The following is a 15478-nucleotide window of genomic DNA, read 5'->3' on the forward strand; positions in this document are numbered from 1 at the left end:
CCTCGGACTCACACGGGCGACAGTTCCTACAATTTCCAGTATCGTAGGAACTGTCGCCCTAGGAGGAGTTCATGGCCTCAACGCTGTCCACCAGTAACCCCGCACTGCAGCGCGCGGTCGAGAACACGCTGCGCAGCGTGTTGGCGTTGGGCGTCGCGGTCCAGGCTGTCGACGCGCCGACGACGCCGCAGATCGCACGGGCCGTGCAGGCCACGGAGAATCGCTGGCGCGCCATTGAATCCGAATTCGGACTGCTTAACAGCACCGACGTCGCCCGGCTGCTCGGATCCCGCGCGTCGAATACCCGCAGCTTCACAGCCGACCAGCGCAAGGCCGGTAGGGTGCTCGGCATCCGCAGGGGGAAGAGCTACCTCTACCCCGGTTTCCAATTCGATGCGAACGGTGTTGTGCAGACGGCCATTCCCACGATCCTCCGCCTGGCCGCAGACGCTGATTGGTCGGCGGAGAGCACCGCGATGTGGCTGTGCTCTCCTAGTGGGTGGCTCGCCGACCGCCGCCCTGTCGACCTCCTGGCGACGGAACCCGATGCGGTACTCGCCGCCGCCCGGGCGAAGTTCAACACCCAATGGTGACGCCGAGCCCGCCTGAGCCGTTCAATCCGCACACGGTCACTCTGCCCGCCGGCAGCCAGTTGGTCCGCGTATTCAACAACGCTCCGGGCAGGACCGCGGCGATCTTCAATCCCGGCCTTGGCCCGGGCGGGCGCTTCTCCTTTTTTGGCAGCCCGCCGGTCCCCGTGCTGTACGCCGCGCAGACGCAGGAGGCCGCCATCTGCGAGACCCTCCTGCACGATGTGCCCGTCACCGGCGGGGTCCTGTTCCCCGAGGACTACGAGAACAAGGTGGCGGCCCGCCTCTCGACCACTCGGGATCTGCGGCTGGCGTCGTTCCTCGGCACGGGACTGCGGGCGCTCCGCATCGAGGCGGCGCAGCTGGCGGACACCACCGCCAGCGAGTACCCGCGCACAGTCGGGTGGGCTGAGGCCGCGCATCGCTGCGGGCTCGACGGCGTCGCGTGGATGTCCAAGCGCTGCAACAGCGACCGCGCGTATGTGTTGTTCGGCGACCGCCTTACGTCTACAGACCTAGAGATCGACCCAACCTATGGCCGGATCTTCGCCACCGGCGCTGACCTCGACTGGCTCATCGACTTCTGCGCGGGGCTGCACGTCGATGTTCTGGCGCCCCGGGTCTGACGTCCATCCGGTGCAGCCCTGCCGTATCAACACCCTCTGGTAGCCACCGACTGCGTGTCACCGGCTCCAAGTGTCAGTCTTCCTGGTCCGGGGGAACCATCAGCAAGCCCGATTCCTCGGTGACGCGGCACGATGCCTGGTTGCAGAGATAGCATCATCGCCGGGATGAGCCCAGGGGCGAGGACTACGTGCGCCACCTACCGAAGCCTCAACGTCGTCCGCAATCACTGTGCGCACCATGCTCGGCTGCGGAACCGACCGTTTCCCTACCCGCCAACGAAGGCACAGGCCAATCGTGACGTCCCGCCGGGCAGGGTACGCACCCTTGCTTCCACCGCGCGCCGGCTCAGCCCAGCGCCAGCTCCCGCGCGTCCGCCGCCCCGCCGAGGATCAGCAGCAGCATCGTCGTCAGCGCCGCCGGGGCGAGTCCACCCGCGGGAAATACGTACTGCAGCAAAAGGTCTGCCTGCTCGCCGCGATCCACCAGCTCCACGGAGCCGAACTGCACCAGCCGCCGTGCCTCGTCGGTCCGGCCGCGCAACCCTTCGTCTAGCTGCACGTCCCAGGCGAGCACGCAGGTCATCGACACCATCTCGAGCCCCGCCGCGAGCTCCACCACGCGCACCGACCACACGCAGCCCTCGTTCACGAAGCTCAGCGAGCCGTCGTCGGTGGTGGATATCTCCCCGGCCAGCCCCGCGAGCGCCGAGAGGACCCCAGCGTGCACCGCCTCCACCGCGTCGCTCATTTGACTGCTCCAAATCGTCTGTCCCGCTTGGCATATTCCACGCACGCGGCCCACAGGTCCCGGCGGTCGAAGTCTGGGAACAGCGTGTCCTGGAAGACCAGTTCGGCGTAGGCGGACTGCCACGGCAAGAAGTTCGAGGTGCGCATCTCGCCGGACGGGCGCAGGAACAGGTCGACGTCGGGCATATCCGGCTCGTCCAGAAAGCGCGCCACCGTCGCCTCGGTGATCTTCGCCGGGTTGATCCGGCCGGCGGCGACCTCCATCGCGATGGCCTTCGCCGCGTCGGCGATCTCGGCCCGGCCGCCGTAGTTCACGCACATCGTCAGCGTCATCACGGTGTTGTGCTGGGTGAGCTCCTCGGCGATCTCGAGCTCCTTGATCACCGACGCCCACAGCCGCGGCTTGCGCCCGGCCCAGCGCACGCGGACGCCCATCTCGTGCATCTCGTCGCGCCGGCGCCGGATCACGTCGCGGTTGAAGCCCATGAGGAATTTGACCTCCTCGGGGCTGCGCTTCCAGTTCTCGGTGGAGAACGCGTAGGCCGAGAGCCAGCCCACGCCCAGCTCGATACAGCCCTCGAGGGTGTCCATCAGGACGGCCTCGCCCTTCTCGTGCCCGGCGGTGCGCGGCAGCCCCCGCTCCTGGGCCCAGCGCCCATTGCCGTCCATCACGAGGGCCACGTGCTGGGGAATGAACTCGGCAGGCAGCGCCGGCGGGGTGGCGCCGGAGGGGTGGGGGGCGGGCCGGCGGATCACCCGGTTGGCCTCAGCTGCCGATGGCCGTGCTTTGCGTCGCTGGATCACGTTGACCATCTTGCCTGACGAGCCCGCTGTACGGGCTGGCGCGCTCGATCAACGGCAGCGTCCGCAACTGTCGCTCGAGGTGCCACTGCAGGTGGGCGGCCGTCAGGCCACTGGCCTGGCTGCGCTGGGACTCGGTCGAGGACTCGGTCTCGTCCCAGCGCCCGTGGTAGAGGGCGTCCATCAGGTCGAGGACCCCGGGCGAGGGCGTCGCAGACCCGGGCGGCCGGCAGTGCACGCACACGGACCCGCCGGCGGCCACGTGGAACGCGCGGTGCGGGCCGGGAGCGGAGCACTGGGCGCAGTCGTCGAGGGCGGGCGCCCAGCCGGCGAAGCTCATCGCCCGCAGCAGATACGCGTCGAGCACCAGGGACGCGGGCCGCTGGGCCAGCGCGAGGGCTCGAAGCGCGCCGACGGTGAGCTGCTGCAGCTCCCGCGCGGGCGCACGCTCCTCGCCGGCCAGTCGCTCGGCGGTCTCGAGCATGGCGCTGCCGGTGGTGTAGCGGCCGTAGTCGGAGGTCATATCCTCACTGAACGCGTCGAGGATCTGCACCTGGGTGACGATGTCGAGGTTGCGGCCGGGATAGAGCTGCACGTCGATGTGGGTGAACGGCTCGAGCCGGCCGCCGAATTTCGACCGGGTGCGACGCACGCCCTTCGCGACGGCGCGGACCAGGCCGTGCTCACGGGTGAGGAGGGTGATGATGCGGTCGGCCTCGCCCAGCTTGTGTTGCCGCAGCACGACGGCCCGATCCCGATATAACCTCACTGACCCAGCTTAGGCGCTGGCGCCGACAAACCTCCGCAGGCGACACTGTTCGTTCGAACGAACAGTGATAATCTCAGGGCACATCACCAATCCACGGAGGCCCTGTCTTGACGTCGACCATCTCCAGCCCGCGGACCCTGCACGGGCAATTGGCCCAGCTGCTCGACGAGTCCGTCAGCTCCGTCGAGCTCACCACTCGCTCGCTCGACGCCATCGAGGCCAGCCAGCCCACCCTCAACGCATTCCGCCGCATCCGCCGCGACGACGCCCTGGCCGAGGCCTTGGCCGCCGATCAGCGCCGCGCGCAGGGCGAGGACCTCCCGCTGCTCGGCGTGCCAATCGCGATCAAGGACGACGTCAACCTCGCCGGCCTGCCCACCGCCTTCGGCTGCGACGACGCGAATCTCCCGCCCGCCCGCGCGGACTCCGAGATGGTCCGGCGACTGCGCGCGGCTGGCGCCATCATCGTTGGCAAGACGAACACCCCCGAGCTGGGCCAGTGGCCGCTCACCGGCGGTGCCGGCAACCACACCCGGAACCCGTGGAGCCGTGAGCACACCCCCGGCGGGTCGTCGGGTGGCAGCGCGGCGGCCGTCGCGGCGGGCCTGGTCCCCGCGGCGCTCGGCAGCGACGGCGCGGGCTCGGTCCGCATCCCCGCCGCGTGCACCAACCTCGTCGGCATCAAGCCCCAACGCGGACGCATCCCCACCTTCCCGGACGCCGACCCGTTCTATGGCCTCACCGTCATCGGCCCCCTCGCGCACACCGTCGCGGACGCCGCTCTGCTCCTCGACACGCTCTCCGGCAACTACCCCGGCGACGCTGCCCAGCCGACCCCCGTCTCCGTCAGCGAATGGGTGGGTCGCGATCCCGGCAAGCTGCGGATCGCGCTCTCCCTCGATATCCCATTCACCGCGACGCCGTCCAAGCTGGACCGCCAGGTGATCTCCGCCGTGGAGAACGTCGGCGCGGCCCTGACCCGCCTCGGCCACGACGTCGTCATCGACAACCCCCGCTACGGCATCCTGTTCGGCCTGAACTTCCTGCCACGCTCGATGTGCGGGCTCGAGGACTGGCGCCAGCACTTCCCCGACCCCTCGCTGCTAGATCACCGCACGCTCGAGCACTCGCGCAACGGCCGTGTGCTGCACGGGCTTCCGCTGGCCGCCGCCCGCAAGGCCGAGCCCCGCATCCGACGTCGTATCGGAAAGGTCTTCGACCGCGTCGACCTCGTCCTCGCCCCCACCACCGCCACCCCGCCTGTGCGCGCCGACGCGATTGACGGGCTGAATGGCTGGCAGACTGACAAGGTCATCACCGCGTTCTGCCCCATGACGTGGCCATGGAACGTACTCGGCTGGCCCAGCGTGAACGTGCCCGCCGGGTTCGCCACCGACGGCCTCCCCCTGGGCGCGCAGATTATGGGCAACGCGAACTCGGAGCCACTGCTGGTGGCCGTCGCCGCACAGCTCGAGGAGGAACTCCAGTGGACCAGCCACCAGCCGACCCCGTGGTGGTGAGCGCCCGGGACCGGATCCTGTCCGCGGTCCTCGAGGTCATTGGCACCGACGGCATCCCGGCCGTGACAAATCGCCGGATCGCGGCCGAGGCCAAGGTCTCGCTCGGCTCGGTCACCTATCATTTCGCGACCCAGCCGGACATGCTGCGCGCGGCGCTCCTGCGATTTGTCGAGCAGCTGACCACCCGGCTGACCGCGGAGACCGCCCGGTACGCGGGCCTGGTCCCGGACCTGTCCGAGGCGGCCGCGCTAGTCTCCGAGGTCGCCGCCAGCCTGGCGTTCACCTCAGAGCAGGTCGCGTCCTTCGAGCTGTACCTGCAGGCTGGCCGCGACACGTACCTGCGCGAGTCCGCCGCAGAGTGCTTCGCCGCCTACGACGCGCTGACGATCACAGTGTTGACCGCGCTCGGCGTCCCGGACGCGCAGCGGCTGGCCCCGGCAATCGTCGGCATGATCACCGGCCTACAGTTGCGCCGCCTCGCCACCGGAGAGCCCGGCCAACAAGTCGGCGAGGCCCTTGCGCTACTGGTCGCCGGCACGGCCCGGCCCTGAGCGCGCCCGCCTAGAGGCGTCCCACACATAAACCGCAGCCCTTCCGGTCAGACGCGGCCCCGGCAGGGGCTGCGTCGTGCGGGAAGGGCTGCGGCCTTACGCCACAAGGCAGGAAGCGGGAACGCTAGAAGCCGAGCTTGCGCATCTGCTTCGGGTCCCGCTGCCAGTCCTTGGCGATCTTCACGTGCAGCTCCAGGTAGATCTTCACGCCGAGCAGCGCCTCCATCTGCTTGCGTGCGTTGGTGCCGACGGCCCGCAGCCGGGAGCCGCCCTTGCCGATGACGATGCCCTTCTGGCTGTCGCGCTCCACGTAGAGCAGCGCGTGCACATCGAGCATCTCGCCCTGCTCGGGGCGGCGGCCCTCACGCGGGATGACCTCCTCGATGACGACGGCCAGGGAGTGCGGCAGCTCGTCGCGAACACCTTCCAGGGCAGCCTCGCGGATGAGCTCGGCCATGAGCACGGACTCGGGCTCGTCGGTGAGCTCACCATCCGGGTAGAAGGCGGGGCCGGGATCCATCTTCGAGGCGAGGAGGTCGATGACGACCTCCGTCTGCTCGCCCGCCTTCGCGGAGACCGGCACGACGTCGCAATCGGGGCCGAGCAGCTGCGAGAGCGCGAGCAGCTGCATCGCGACCTGCTCCTTCGTCACCTTGTCGATCTTGGTGACGATGCCGAGGATCTCGGTCTTGGGCGCCATCTTGCGCACCTGCTCGAGGATCCAGCGGTCACCGGGGCCGATCTTCTCATCGGCGGGGATGCACAGGCCGATGACGTCGACCTGCGAGTACGTCTCCTGCACCAGGTCGTTCAGTCGCTGGCCGAGCAGGGTGCGGGGCCGGTGCAGCCCGGGGGTGTCGACGAGAATCAGCTGCGAGTTCGGGCGGTGCACGATGCCGCGGATGGTGTGCCGGGTCGTCTGCGGGCGGCTGGAGGTGATCGCGATCTTCGCCCCGACCAGCGCATTGGTCAGCGTGGACTTGCCGGTGTTGGGCCGGCCCACGAAGCAGACGAATCCGGAACGGAACTCTTGGGCATCAGCCTTGGTGGCCATGGTCGCGACCTTTCGCGTCGTACTTAGGTGTGTCGTGCTGGGATGCGTCTAGCTGGGCTGTCGGGTCCTGCTGGGAATCTTCGGGCGCCGACTCCTCGAGCCGGCTCGCGAGGATGGTGGTGACGCGGATGCGTCCGCGCGGGTCACGCCCGCCCTCGGCGGTGAGCGCGATGCCGTGGGTGCTGACCTGTGAGCCGGGGAGCGGGACGCGGCCGAGCTCGTGCGCCAGCAACCCGCCCACGGTCTCGACCTCGGGATCGTTCATCTCCACATCGAACAGCTCGCCGAGGTCGTCGATGGGCAGGCGCGCCGAGAGCCGGTAGGTCCCGTCCAGAAGCTCTTCTACGGGCGGGGTCTCTGACTGGTCGTACTCGTCCGCAATCTCGCCGACGATCTCCTCGATGATGTCCTCGATGGTGACCAGCCCGGCGATGCCGCCGTACTCGTCGACCAACATCGCCATGTGGTTGCGGTCGCGCTGCATCTCATCGAGGAGGGCGTCGAGCCGCTTCGAATCCGGCACGAACACGGCCGGGCGCATGAGTTGTCCGACGGTGACGCTGCGGCCGCCGTCGACCGAGTAGTAGGTCTTGGTGACGACATCCTTGAGGTACACGATCCCGATGACGTCGTCGGCACTGTCCCCGATCACGGGGATGCGGGAGTGCCCGCTGCGCACGGCCAGGGAGGTCATCTGCCCGGCGGTCTTGTCGGCCTCGATCCACACCATCTCGGTCCGCGGGACCATGACCTCGCGGGCCGACGTGTCGCCGAGGTCGAAGACGGACTGGATCATCCGCCGTTCGTCGTCGGCCACCACGCCGCGCTCCTGCGCCATGTCGACCAGCTCGCGCAACTCGATCTCGGAGGCGAAGGGGCCCTGGCGGAACCCCGGTCCGGGGGTGATGGCGTTGCCAAGCAGGATCAGCACGCGGCTGACGGGGTCCAGGATGGTCCCGATCACCTGCAGGGGCACGGCCGCGGCGAGCCCGATGGGATACGCGTGCTGGCGGCCGAGAGTGCGCGGCCCGACGCCGATCACGACGTAGCTGAGCACCACCATGATCGAGGCTGCCAGGGCCAGCGCCCCGACCTTGGGCAGCGCCCCGATCAGCAGCCCGGCCAGCAGCACAGTGGCCACCAGCTCGCAGGTGATGCGCAGCAGCACAAGGAGATTCACATACCGGGGTCGGTCTACGACAATGGTGGCCAGCCGAGGCGCGCCCGGGCGGCTCTCCTTGACCAGCTCGTCAATCCGCGCGGGCGAGACCGTGTTGATGGCCGAGTCGATCGCCGCGAACAGCCCGCCGAGAGGCACCAGCACCGCGACACCGACGATCAGCGCGATGTGCTCAGCACCCATGGAGGTCACCCATCCACGCTCTAGTCATCCAGGAACCCAGCGCGGCCCAGCAGCCGGGCATCGCGGGCGGCGAGCCACTCCTTGCGCGCCACCTCTTCCTGCTCGGTGCGGAAGGCCTGGAGCAGCTCGTTCTGGAGGCTGAACATCTCCTTCTCCTCGGCGGGCACCGCGTGGTCATAGCCGAGCAGATGCAGCACGCCATGCACGGTGAGCATCGCGATCTCGGCGCTGAGCGAGTTCCCAGACTCCTTCGCCTGGCCCGCCGCGAACTCCGGGCACAGGACGATGTCGCCGAGGACCGATGGACCGGGCGCGGTCGCGTCGGGCCGCCCGCCCGGGACGATCTCGTCCATGGGGAAGGACATCACATCGGTGGGCCCGGGCAGGTCCATCCAGCGCAGGTGCAGGTCGGCCATCGTGGTCATGTCGACCAGCGTGATCGACAGCTCCGCCGCCGGGTGCACGTCCATGCGAGCCAGCGCGTACTGCGCGGCCGCGATCATGTCCTGCTCGTCGACCTCGACGCCGGATTCGTTAGCTACCTCGATGCTCACCGCGCAACACGTCCTTTGATTCCTGGTTGATTCGAAAGCTTGATCCGGGCGGCCTCGTCGGCGCGCGCGTACGCGTCGACGATCTCGGCGACCAGGCGGTGGCGCACCACGTCGCGGCTGGTCAGCATCGAGAAGTGGATGCCCTCGATGTCCTGCAGGATCTCGCGCGCGGCGATCAGCCCAGAGCGCGCGGCCCCCGGCAGGTCGATCTGCGTCACGTCGCCCGTGACCACCACCTTGGAGCCGAAACCCAGGCGGGTCAGGAACATCTTCATCTGCTCGGCGGTGGTGTTCTGCGCCTCGTCGAGGATGATGAACGCGTCGTTGAGGGTGCGCCCGCGCATATAGGCCAGCGGGGCCACCTCGATCACGCCCGCCTCCATCAGCTTGGGGATCGCCTCGGGGTCCATCATGTCGTGCAGCGCGTCGTAGAGCGGGCGCAGGTAGGGGTCGATCTTCTCGCTCAGCGTGCCAGGCAAGAAGCCCAGCCGCTCCCCCGCCTCCACGGCCGGCCGAGTCAAGATAATGCGGCTGACCTGCTTGGACTGCAGCGCGGCGACGGCCTTCGCCATCGCCAGATAGGTCTTGCCGGTGCCGGCCGGGCCGATACCGAAGATGATCGTGTTCTCATCGATCGCGTCCACGTAGCGCTTCTGGTTCAGCGTCAGCGGGCGGATCGTCTTGCCGCGCCGCGACAGGATGTCCAGGCTCAGCACCTCGGCCGGCGACTCCGGGCCGCCGACGACGAGCATGTCGATGGTGCGCCGGACCGCGTCGGGCGTCGGGTGCTGGCCCTTGGCCGCCACCGCCGCCAACTGCTCGATCACGGTCTCCGCAAGGGCCACCTCGGACGGGGCGCCGGTCATCGTCATGGCACCCCCGCGCACGTGGATCTCCACCGTCAGGCCGCGCTCAAGCTCGATCAGGTTCTCATCCGTGGAGCCCAATAGCGTGCGCATCACCTCGACCGGAAGATGAAGCGCCGCTCGGACCTGACCGGCGCGCGGAGTGGTGCGACTGTTCTCGTTCTGCTGCGTCACGTGGCTGACGTGGCCTGCTCTCTAGTCTCGGAACTGATCATCACAGTCTAACTCCCCAGCTCGAGCGGACCGGCGTCCCACCGGCTGGTCAACACCCCGATAGCGCCGAGCGCGACGGCCGCCGCCGCCGACGTCCGCAGCACCTCTGGACCGAGCCGCACCGCGCGCGCCCCCGCGGCGGTGAGAGCCACGATCTCCGCGTCGTCCACCCCGCCCTCGGGGCCGACGATCAGCAGCAGCTCCTGTGCCGCCGCGACCTCCGTGCGCGGCAGGGTGCCGACGGCCGACTCGTGCAAGATCAGCACCAGCGCGCCGGCCGCAGAGGCCTCGTGCACCCGCTGGACCAGCATGGGCGTGGTGTGCAGCTCGTCAACTTCAGGCACGTGCGCACGCCGCGACTGCTTCGCCGCCTCCCGCGCGGTGGAGCGCCACTTCGCCAGGGACTTGGCGGACTTGTCGGTGGAGCCAGAGCGCCACTTCGACACGCAGCGCGTCGCCTGCCACGGCACGATGCGGTCCGCGCCGGCCTCGGTCGCCAGGTCCACTGCGAGCTCGGCCCGCTCGGACTTGGGCAGGGCCTGCACGACGGTGACCTGTGGGCTGGGCGCGGGGCTGGAGGCGCGGGCATCGACCATCAGCTCCAGGCGGTCCTTGCCGGCGGCGAGCACCGAGCACTCCGCGACGCCCCCGCGGGTGTCGGCGAGCAGCAGTCGATCGCCGGCCGCGAACCGGCGGACGGTCGCGGCATGACGCCCCTCGGGACCGTCGAGCACGGCGACCTGCCCGGCGGCGGGCAGGTCGTCGAGGTAGAAAACTGTTGCGGCCACTAGCGACCCGAGAACACGTCCCGCAGCTTCGAGAACAGGCCGCTGGAGTTGTGGCTGCGAGTGGACACGACCTCGGGTGCGTCCTTGTCCCGCAGCTCGCTGAACGCGCGCAACGCGTCGGACTGCTTGATGTCGAGCTTGGTGGGGACGACGACCTCGAGGTGCGCCACGATGTCGCCGCGGTGGCCCGTGCGCAGGCGGGGCATGCCCATGCTGGGCAGCTTGACGGTGTTGCCGGGCTGGGTGCCGGCGGGGATCTCAAGCTCCACGGGGCCGTCGATGAGGGTCTCGAGGGTGATCGTCGAGCCCAGCGCCGCATCGGCCATGGGCACCCGCACGGTGCAGTGCAGCGTCTCGCCCTCGCGGACGAACGTCTCGTGCTCCTGCTCGTGGACCTCCACGTACAGATCGCCCGCGGGTCCGCCGCCGGGGCCGACCTCGCCCTGGGCGGTGAGGCGGATGCGCATGCCGTCGCCGACGCCCGCCGGGACCTTCACGTTGATGTCGCGGCGGGACTTGACGCGGCCATCGCCACTGCACTTGTGGCAGGGGTCCGGGATGACCTCGCCGACGCCGCGGCAGGTGGGGCACGTGCGCATGGTGACCATCTGGCCGAGGAAGGAGCGCTGTACCGACTGCACCTGGCCGTGGCCCGCACACGTCTCGCAGGTCACGGCCTTGCTGTCGCCGTTGGTGCCCTTGCCGCGGCAGGAATCGCACAGGATCGCGGTCTCGACGGTGACCTGCTTGGTCACGCCGGTGGCGCATTCCTCGAGGGTCAGCGTCATGCTCAGCAGCGCATCGGAGCCCTGCTGGACGCGGCTGCGCGGGCCCTGCGCCTGGCCACCGCCCTGGCCGCCGAAGAACGCCTCGAACACATCGCCCAGACCACCGCCGCCGAAACCTCCGCCGCCGCCGCCGAAACCACCGAAACCACCGGAGCCAGCGCTGTCGAGGGGGTCACCGCCCAGGTCCACGATGCGTCGCTTCTCCGGGTCGGTGAGCACCTCATAGGCGGTGGTCACCTCGCGGAAGCGGGCCTGCGCAGCCTCGTCCGGGTTGATGTCGGGGTGCAGCTCCCGCGCCAACTTGCGGTAGGCCCGCTTGAGCTCCTGATCGCTGGAGTCCTTTTGAACACCCAGAATCGCGTAGTAGTCCCGTGCCACGTTTCGTCTTGTCCTTACTTAAATAAATAGCTAGTCAGGCGTCCGCGATGATGTCCCCGACGTATCGGGCCACCGCCGCCACAGATGCCATTGTCCCCGGGTAGTCCATCCGGGTTGGACCCAGTACCCCTATGCCGCCGAAAATGGTCTCCGCCGTGCCGTATCCGGTGGAGATGACCGAGGCGCCGCGGATCTGCTCGGCGTTGGTCTCGTCGCCGATCCGCACCAGCACCTGGCCCGGATTGTGCGCGGACTCCAGGAGTTTCAGCACCACCACCTGCTCCTCCAGCGCCTCCAGTACGGAGCGGAGGGAGCCGGGGAAGCCCGCGAAGCCGGAGAAGTCGTGCGAGTTGCGGGTCAGGTTCGCGGTGCCGCCGAGCAGCAGTCGTTCCTGGGGGTCCTCCACCAGCGTCTCGATGAGCACCGTCGCGGCCCGGATGACGGCGTTGCGCAGGTGCGGCGGCGCGGTGTCCGGCAGTTGCGCCACCGCGGACGACGCCTCGGCCAGCTTGCGACCCTCGAGCGCCCCCGCGAGCAGGTCGCGCAGGATCGTGAGGTCGTCCTCGGTGACCACGTCGCCGAACTCCACGATCCGCTGGTCCACCCGGCCCGAGTCCGTGATGACCACCATCATCAGCCGTGCCGGGGTGAGCTGGACGATCTCCAAGTGGCGCACGGACGACGCGCTGAGTGTCGGATACTGCACGACGGCTACCTGGTGGGTCAGCTGCGCGAGCAGCCGGACGGCCCGCCCGAGAACGTCGTCGAGGTCCACCGCGCCGTCGAGGAACTGTCGGATCCCGCGTCGTTCCGCGGCGGAGAGGGGCTTGATCGCGGCCAACTTGTCGACGAACTGCCGATAGCCCTTGTCGGTGGGCACGCGCCCGGAGCTGGTGTGCGGCTGCGTGATGTAGCCCTCGGCCTCCAGCGCCGCCATGTCGTTGCGGACCGTCGCGCTGGACACGCCCAAACTGTGCCGCTCGACCAGCGCCTTCGAGCCCACCGGTTCCTGGGTGGCGACGTAATCCGCGACGATCGCCCGCAGAACCTGGAAGCGTCGATCCTCCGTGCTACCCACGTGCGACCACCTCTCTAGTCCCGTATCGGCCTCTCAGTCTAGACGCCACCGCCCGCCGCCAATGCAGCCCGCTGCGAGTGCGCGCCTATGCGCGGAGCTCTACTGTTGGGCCCATGATCTTCAAGGGTGTCCGGGACGGCAAGCCATATCCGGAGCATGGACTGTCCACCCGGGACTGGTCCAAGATCCCGCCGCGGCAGATCCGCCTGGACCAGCTGGTCACCATCACCACGGTCCTCGCCCTGGATCGGCTGCTGTCCGAGGACTCCACGTTCTACGGCGACCTGTTCCCGCACGTGGTCCGCTGGCAGGGCGCCAGCTACCTCGAGGACGGCCTGCACCGCGCCGTCCGCTCGGCTCTGCGGAACCGCGAGGTGATTCACGCGCGGCTCTTCGACTACGACGCGCTGACCGGGCGCGCCGAGAACATGGAGAGCTAGCCCAGTACTCTCGTCGCGGTGAACCCAGTCGAGGCCATGACGTGGCTGCAAACCATCGTGCTCGGCGCCATCCAAGGCGCCACGGAGTTCCTGCCGATCTCCTCGTCCGGACACCTGCGGATCTTCTCGGAGCTGCTGTTCGGCAATGACGCGGGCGCGTCGTTCACCGCCGTCACCCAGCTCGGCACCGAGGCCGCCGTGCTGCTGTATTTCGCCAAGGACATCGGCCGCATCGTCGCCGCATGGTTCCGCGGGCTGTTCGACAAGGCCCAGCGGTCCAACCTCGACTACCGCATGGGCTGGTACGTCATCATCGGCACCATCCCCGTCGGCATCCTCGGCCTGTTGTTCAAGGACCAGATCCGCACCGGCGCCCGCAACCTGTGGCTAATCGCGACGATGCTGATCGTGTTCGCCGGCGTCATCGCCCTCGCCGAGTACGTCGGCCGCAAGACCCGCCCCATCGAGAAGCTGAACATGCGCGACGGCCTGATCATGGGTGGCGCGCAGGCCCTGGCCCTGATCCCCGGCGTCTCACGCTCCGGCGGCACCATCTCCGCCGGCCTGTTCTTGGGGCTGACCCGCGAGGCCGCCGCCCGCTACTCGTTCCTCCTCGCCATCCCGGCAGTCCTCGCGTCGGGGCTGTTCTCACTGCCCGACGCGTTCGAGCCCGTCGGCGAGGGCCTCGCGGCCAGCGGCGTGCAGCTGCTGATCGCCACGCTCATCGCCTTCGCCATCGGCTACGCCTCGATCGCGTGGCTGCTGAAGTTCGTCGTCAACCACTCGATGTACTGGTTCGTCGGCTACCGGGTGCTGCTGGGGCTTTTGGTGCTGGGACTGCTAGCCGGCGGGGTCATCTCGGCGACGTAGCTCGCGGTCCCCGCCACATCACCTCCGCCGAGTTCGCCGCGGCTTCACGGCGACGCTGCAGTTGCAAGCGCAGCGCGGCTACACAACCGCGGCAAGCTCGGCAGATGGCAAGGCGCTCAGGCCAGGATGTCGCGCACGACGGCGTCGGCCAGCAGCCGGCCGCGATCGGTGAGGATCAACTGGTCGTCCGCCACTCGGGCCAGCCCGTCGGCCACCGCCTGCCACGCGGCGGAGCGCTCGAGGTTGGACAGGTCCGCTAGGGGCAGTCCGGAGGCCAGGCGGATGGTCAGCATGACCCGCTCCATGTGCCGGTCCTCGGCGGTGAGCAGCTCGGAGCCCCCCACCGGCAGGGCCCCATCGGCCAGCGCGGCGGAGTACGAGGCGGGATGCTTGATGTTCCACCAGCGCACGCCGCCGATATGGCTGTGCGCGCCGGGGCCCGCACCCCACCAGTCGCCGTCGTCCCAGTAGCCGAGGTTGTGCCGGCACTCCCCTCCCGGCTTGGCCCAGTTGGAGACCTCATACCAATCCAAGCCTGCGGCGCGCAGGCGCGCGTCGACCATCTCGTAGCGGGCGGCGAGGACGTCGTCGTCGGGCTCGGGCAGTTCGCCGCGGCGGACCTTGCGCGCCATCGCGGTGCCGTCCTCGACAATCAGCGAGTAGGCGGAGACGTGGTCCACGCCCGCCTCGAGCACGGCGTCGAGCGAGGCCGCGAGGTCCTCGTCGCGCTCGCCGGGGGTGCCGTAGATCAGGTCCAGGTTCACGTGCTCGAAGCCTGCGGCGAATGCCTCCCGGGCGGCGGCGACGGGCCGGCCGGGGGTGTGCACGCGGTCGAGCGTGGCCAGCACGTGCTGCGCCGCCGACTGCATGCCCAGGGAGACCCGGGTGTAGCCGCCGGCGCGGAGCTTGTCGAAGAACACGGGCGAGGTGGACTCGGGGTTGGACTCGGTGCTCACCTCAGCGTCGGCCTTGAGCCCGAAGGTGGAGCGGGCGATGTCGAGCACCTCCACGAGCCGGCCCGCCCCCAGCAGCGACGGGGTGCCGCCGCCGACGAAGACCGTGTCGATCTCCGGGATTGCCGCGCCGCGGTCCGCGATCATCGAGGCCGCCATCGACATCTCCCGGCGGTACCCCTCCAGCCAGGATTCCGGCGACGCGGATGTGCCGAGCTCGCCGGCTGTGTAGGTGTTGAAGTCGCAGTATCCGCAGCGGGTCGCACAGAACGGGACGTGGATGTAGATGCCGAACGGCCGGGTGCCGAGGCCCGCCACAGCCTCGTCCGGCAACGTCAGGTCCACAATCTTGCTCCGCATCGCACACTCCGTTCGCGCCGAGCCTCGTGCCCGACGGTAACCAGTGTCCCAGGCTCTAGGCCGCCGGCGATATCCCCAGTTCACAGCATGTGGCAGGACCCACATTCCCGTTTCGGCCGCAAACGTGGCATAGTCGTCCACGTGATTGGATCCGGAGTGATGCTGGCAG

17 protein-coding genes are annotated in these 15478 nt (G+C 69.2%); 6 read left to right on the forward strand and 11 right to left on the reverse strand.

What is annotated here, in order from left to right; all coding sequences use genetic code 11:
• Positions 1-71: 71 nt before the first annotated feature.
• Both TBIF_RS24310 and TBIF_RS02300 read left to right on the forward strand, forming a co-directional pair.
• Complete coding sequence (locus TBIF_RS24310) at positions 72-593, forward strand: hypothetical protein (protein WP_024793259.1); 522 nt, start codon at positions 72-74, stop codon at positions 591-593.
• On the forward strand, positions 587-1216 hold the full coding sequence (locus tag TBIF_RS02300; RefSeq protein WP_024793260.1) for an RES family NAD+ phosphorylase: 630 nt from the start codon (positions 587-589) through the stop codon (positions 1214-1216). Before TBIF_RS24310 ends, TBIF_RS02300 begins: the two co-directional genes overlap by 7 nt.
• Before the next feature lie 346 nt (positions 1217-1562).
• On the opposite strand, the gene TBIF_RS02305 is transcribed toward TBIF_RS02300, so the two are convergent.
• Genes TBIF_RS02305 through recO form a run of 3 tightly spaced genes read right to left on the reverse strand, consistent with a single transcriptional unit; the run spans position 1563 to position 3533 of the window.
• Complete coding sequence (locus TBIF_RS02305) at positions 1563-1964, reverse strand: hypothetical protein (protein ID WP_024793261.1); 402 nt, start codon at positions 1962-1964, stop codon at positions 1563-1565.
• The gene (locus TBIF_RS02310; RefSeq protein ID WP_084611486.1) at positions 1961-2776 is read right to left on the reverse strand and encodes an isoprenyl transferase; all 816 of its coding nucleotides are present in this window, start codon (positions 2774-2776) and stop codon (positions 1961-1963) included. Before TBIF_RS02310 ends, TBIF_RS02305 begins: the two co-directional genes overlap by 4 nt.
• Complete coding sequence (gene recO / locus TBIF_RS02315) at positions 2730-3533, reverse strand: DNA repair protein RecO (protein WP_024793263.1); 804 nt, start codon at positions 3531-3533, stop codon at positions 2730-2732. The genes TBIF_RS02310 and recO overlap by 47 nt, the downstream gene beginning before the upstream one ends.
• A gap of 107 nt (positions 3534-3640) precedes the next feature.
• On the opposite strand from recO, the gene TBIF_RS02320 reads away from it, so the two are divergent.
• Positions 3641-5053, forward strand: coding sequence for an amidase (locus TBIF_RS02320; protein WP_024793264.1), 1413 nt, complete (start codon positions 3641-3643; stop codon positions 5051-5053).
• Complete coding sequence (locus TBIF_RS02325; protein ID WP_235174440.1) at positions 5020-5604, forward strand: TetR/AcrR family transcriptional regulator; 585 nt, start codon at positions 5020-5022, stop codon at positions 5602-5604. The genes TBIF_RS02320 and TBIF_RS02325 overlap by 34 nt, the downstream gene beginning before the upstream one ends.
• Positions 5605-5728: 124 nt before the next feature.
• On the opposite strand, the gene era is transcribed toward TBIF_RS02325, so the two are convergent.
• The 7 genes from era to hrcA form a co-directional block, all read right to left on the reverse strand.
• Positions 5729-6658: a GTPase Era gene (gene era, locus TBIF_RS02330; protein WP_024793266.1), complete on the reverse strand. Its 930-nt coding sequence runs from the start codon at positions 6656-6658 to the stop codon at positions 5729-5731.
• Positions 6642-8021: a hemolysin family protein gene (locus TBIF_RS02335; protein ID WP_024793267.1), complete on the reverse strand. Its 1380-nt coding sequence runs from the start codon at positions 8019-8021 to the stop codon at positions 6642-6644. The genes era and TBIF_RS02335 overlap by 17 nt, the downstream gene beginning before the upstream one ends.
• A 20-nt stretch (positions 8022-8041) precedes the next feature.
• Positions 8042-8575, reverse strand: coding sequence for an rRNA maturation RNase YbeY (gene ybeY, locus TBIF_RS22700; protein WP_038169408.1), 534 nt, complete (start codon positions 8573-8575; stop codon positions 8042-8044).
• Positions 8572-9534, reverse strand: a complete 963-nt coding sequence (locus TBIF_RS02345) for a PhoH family protein (RefSeq protein WP_084611505.1) — start codon at positions 9532-9534, stop codon at positions 8572-8574. The genes ybeY and TBIF_RS02345 overlap by 4 nt, the downstream gene beginning before the upstream one ends.
• A gap of 128 nt (positions 9535-9662) precedes the next feature.
• Entirely contained in the window at positions 9663-10442 is a 780-nt protein-coding gene (locus TBIF_RS02350; protein ID WP_024793269.1) for a 16S rRNA (uracil(1498)-N(3))-methyltransferase, read from the reverse strand.
• Positions 10442-11608, reverse strand: a complete 1167-nt coding sequence (gene dnaJ / locus TBIF_RS02355) for a molecular chaperone DnaJ (protein WP_024793270.1) — start codon at positions 11606-11608, stop codon at positions 10442-10444. Before dnaJ ends, TBIF_RS02350 begins: the two co-directional genes overlap by 1 nt.
• A gap of 34 nt (positions 11609-11642) precedes the next feature.
• Positions 11643-12686 (reverse strand): heat-inducible transcriptional repressor HrcA, encoded by a 1044-nt coding sequence (hrcA, locus tag TBIF_RS02360; protein WP_024793271.1) that lies wholly within the window; start codon positions 12684-12686, stop codon positions 11643-11645.
• A 113-nt stretch (positions 12687-12799) separates the two neighbouring features.
• Here hrcA and TBIF_RS02365 point away from each other — a divergent pair, with 113 nt between their 5' ends.
• On the forward strand, positions 12800-13126 hold the full coding sequence (locus tag TBIF_RS02365; RefSeq protein WP_024793272.1) for a type II toxin-antitoxin system VapB family antitoxin: 327 nt from the start codon (positions 12800-12802) through the stop codon (positions 13124-13126).
• A 36-nt stretch (positions 13127-13162) separates the two neighbouring features.
• On the forward strand, positions 13163-13996 hold the full coding sequence (locus tag TBIF_RS02370; protein ID WP_024793273.1) for an undecaprenyl-diphosphate phosphatase: 834 nt from the start codon (positions 13163-13165) through the stop codon (positions 13994-13996).
• Between the two features lie 116 nt (positions 13997-14112).
• Here the strand turns inward: TBIF_RS02370 and hemW are convergent, their stop codons facing one another.
• Entirely contained in the window at positions 14113-15309 is a 1197-nt protein-coding gene (gene hemW / locus TBIF_RS02375; RefSeq protein ID WP_024793274.1) for a radical SAM family heme chaperone HemW, read from the reverse strand.
• Positions 15310-15478: the final 169 nt, after the last annotated feature.

Source organism: Tomitella biformata AHU 1821 (assembly GCF_000524475.1).
GTDB lineage: Bacteria > Actinomycetota > Actinomycetes > Mycobacteriales > Mycobacteriaceae > Tomitella > Tomitella biformata.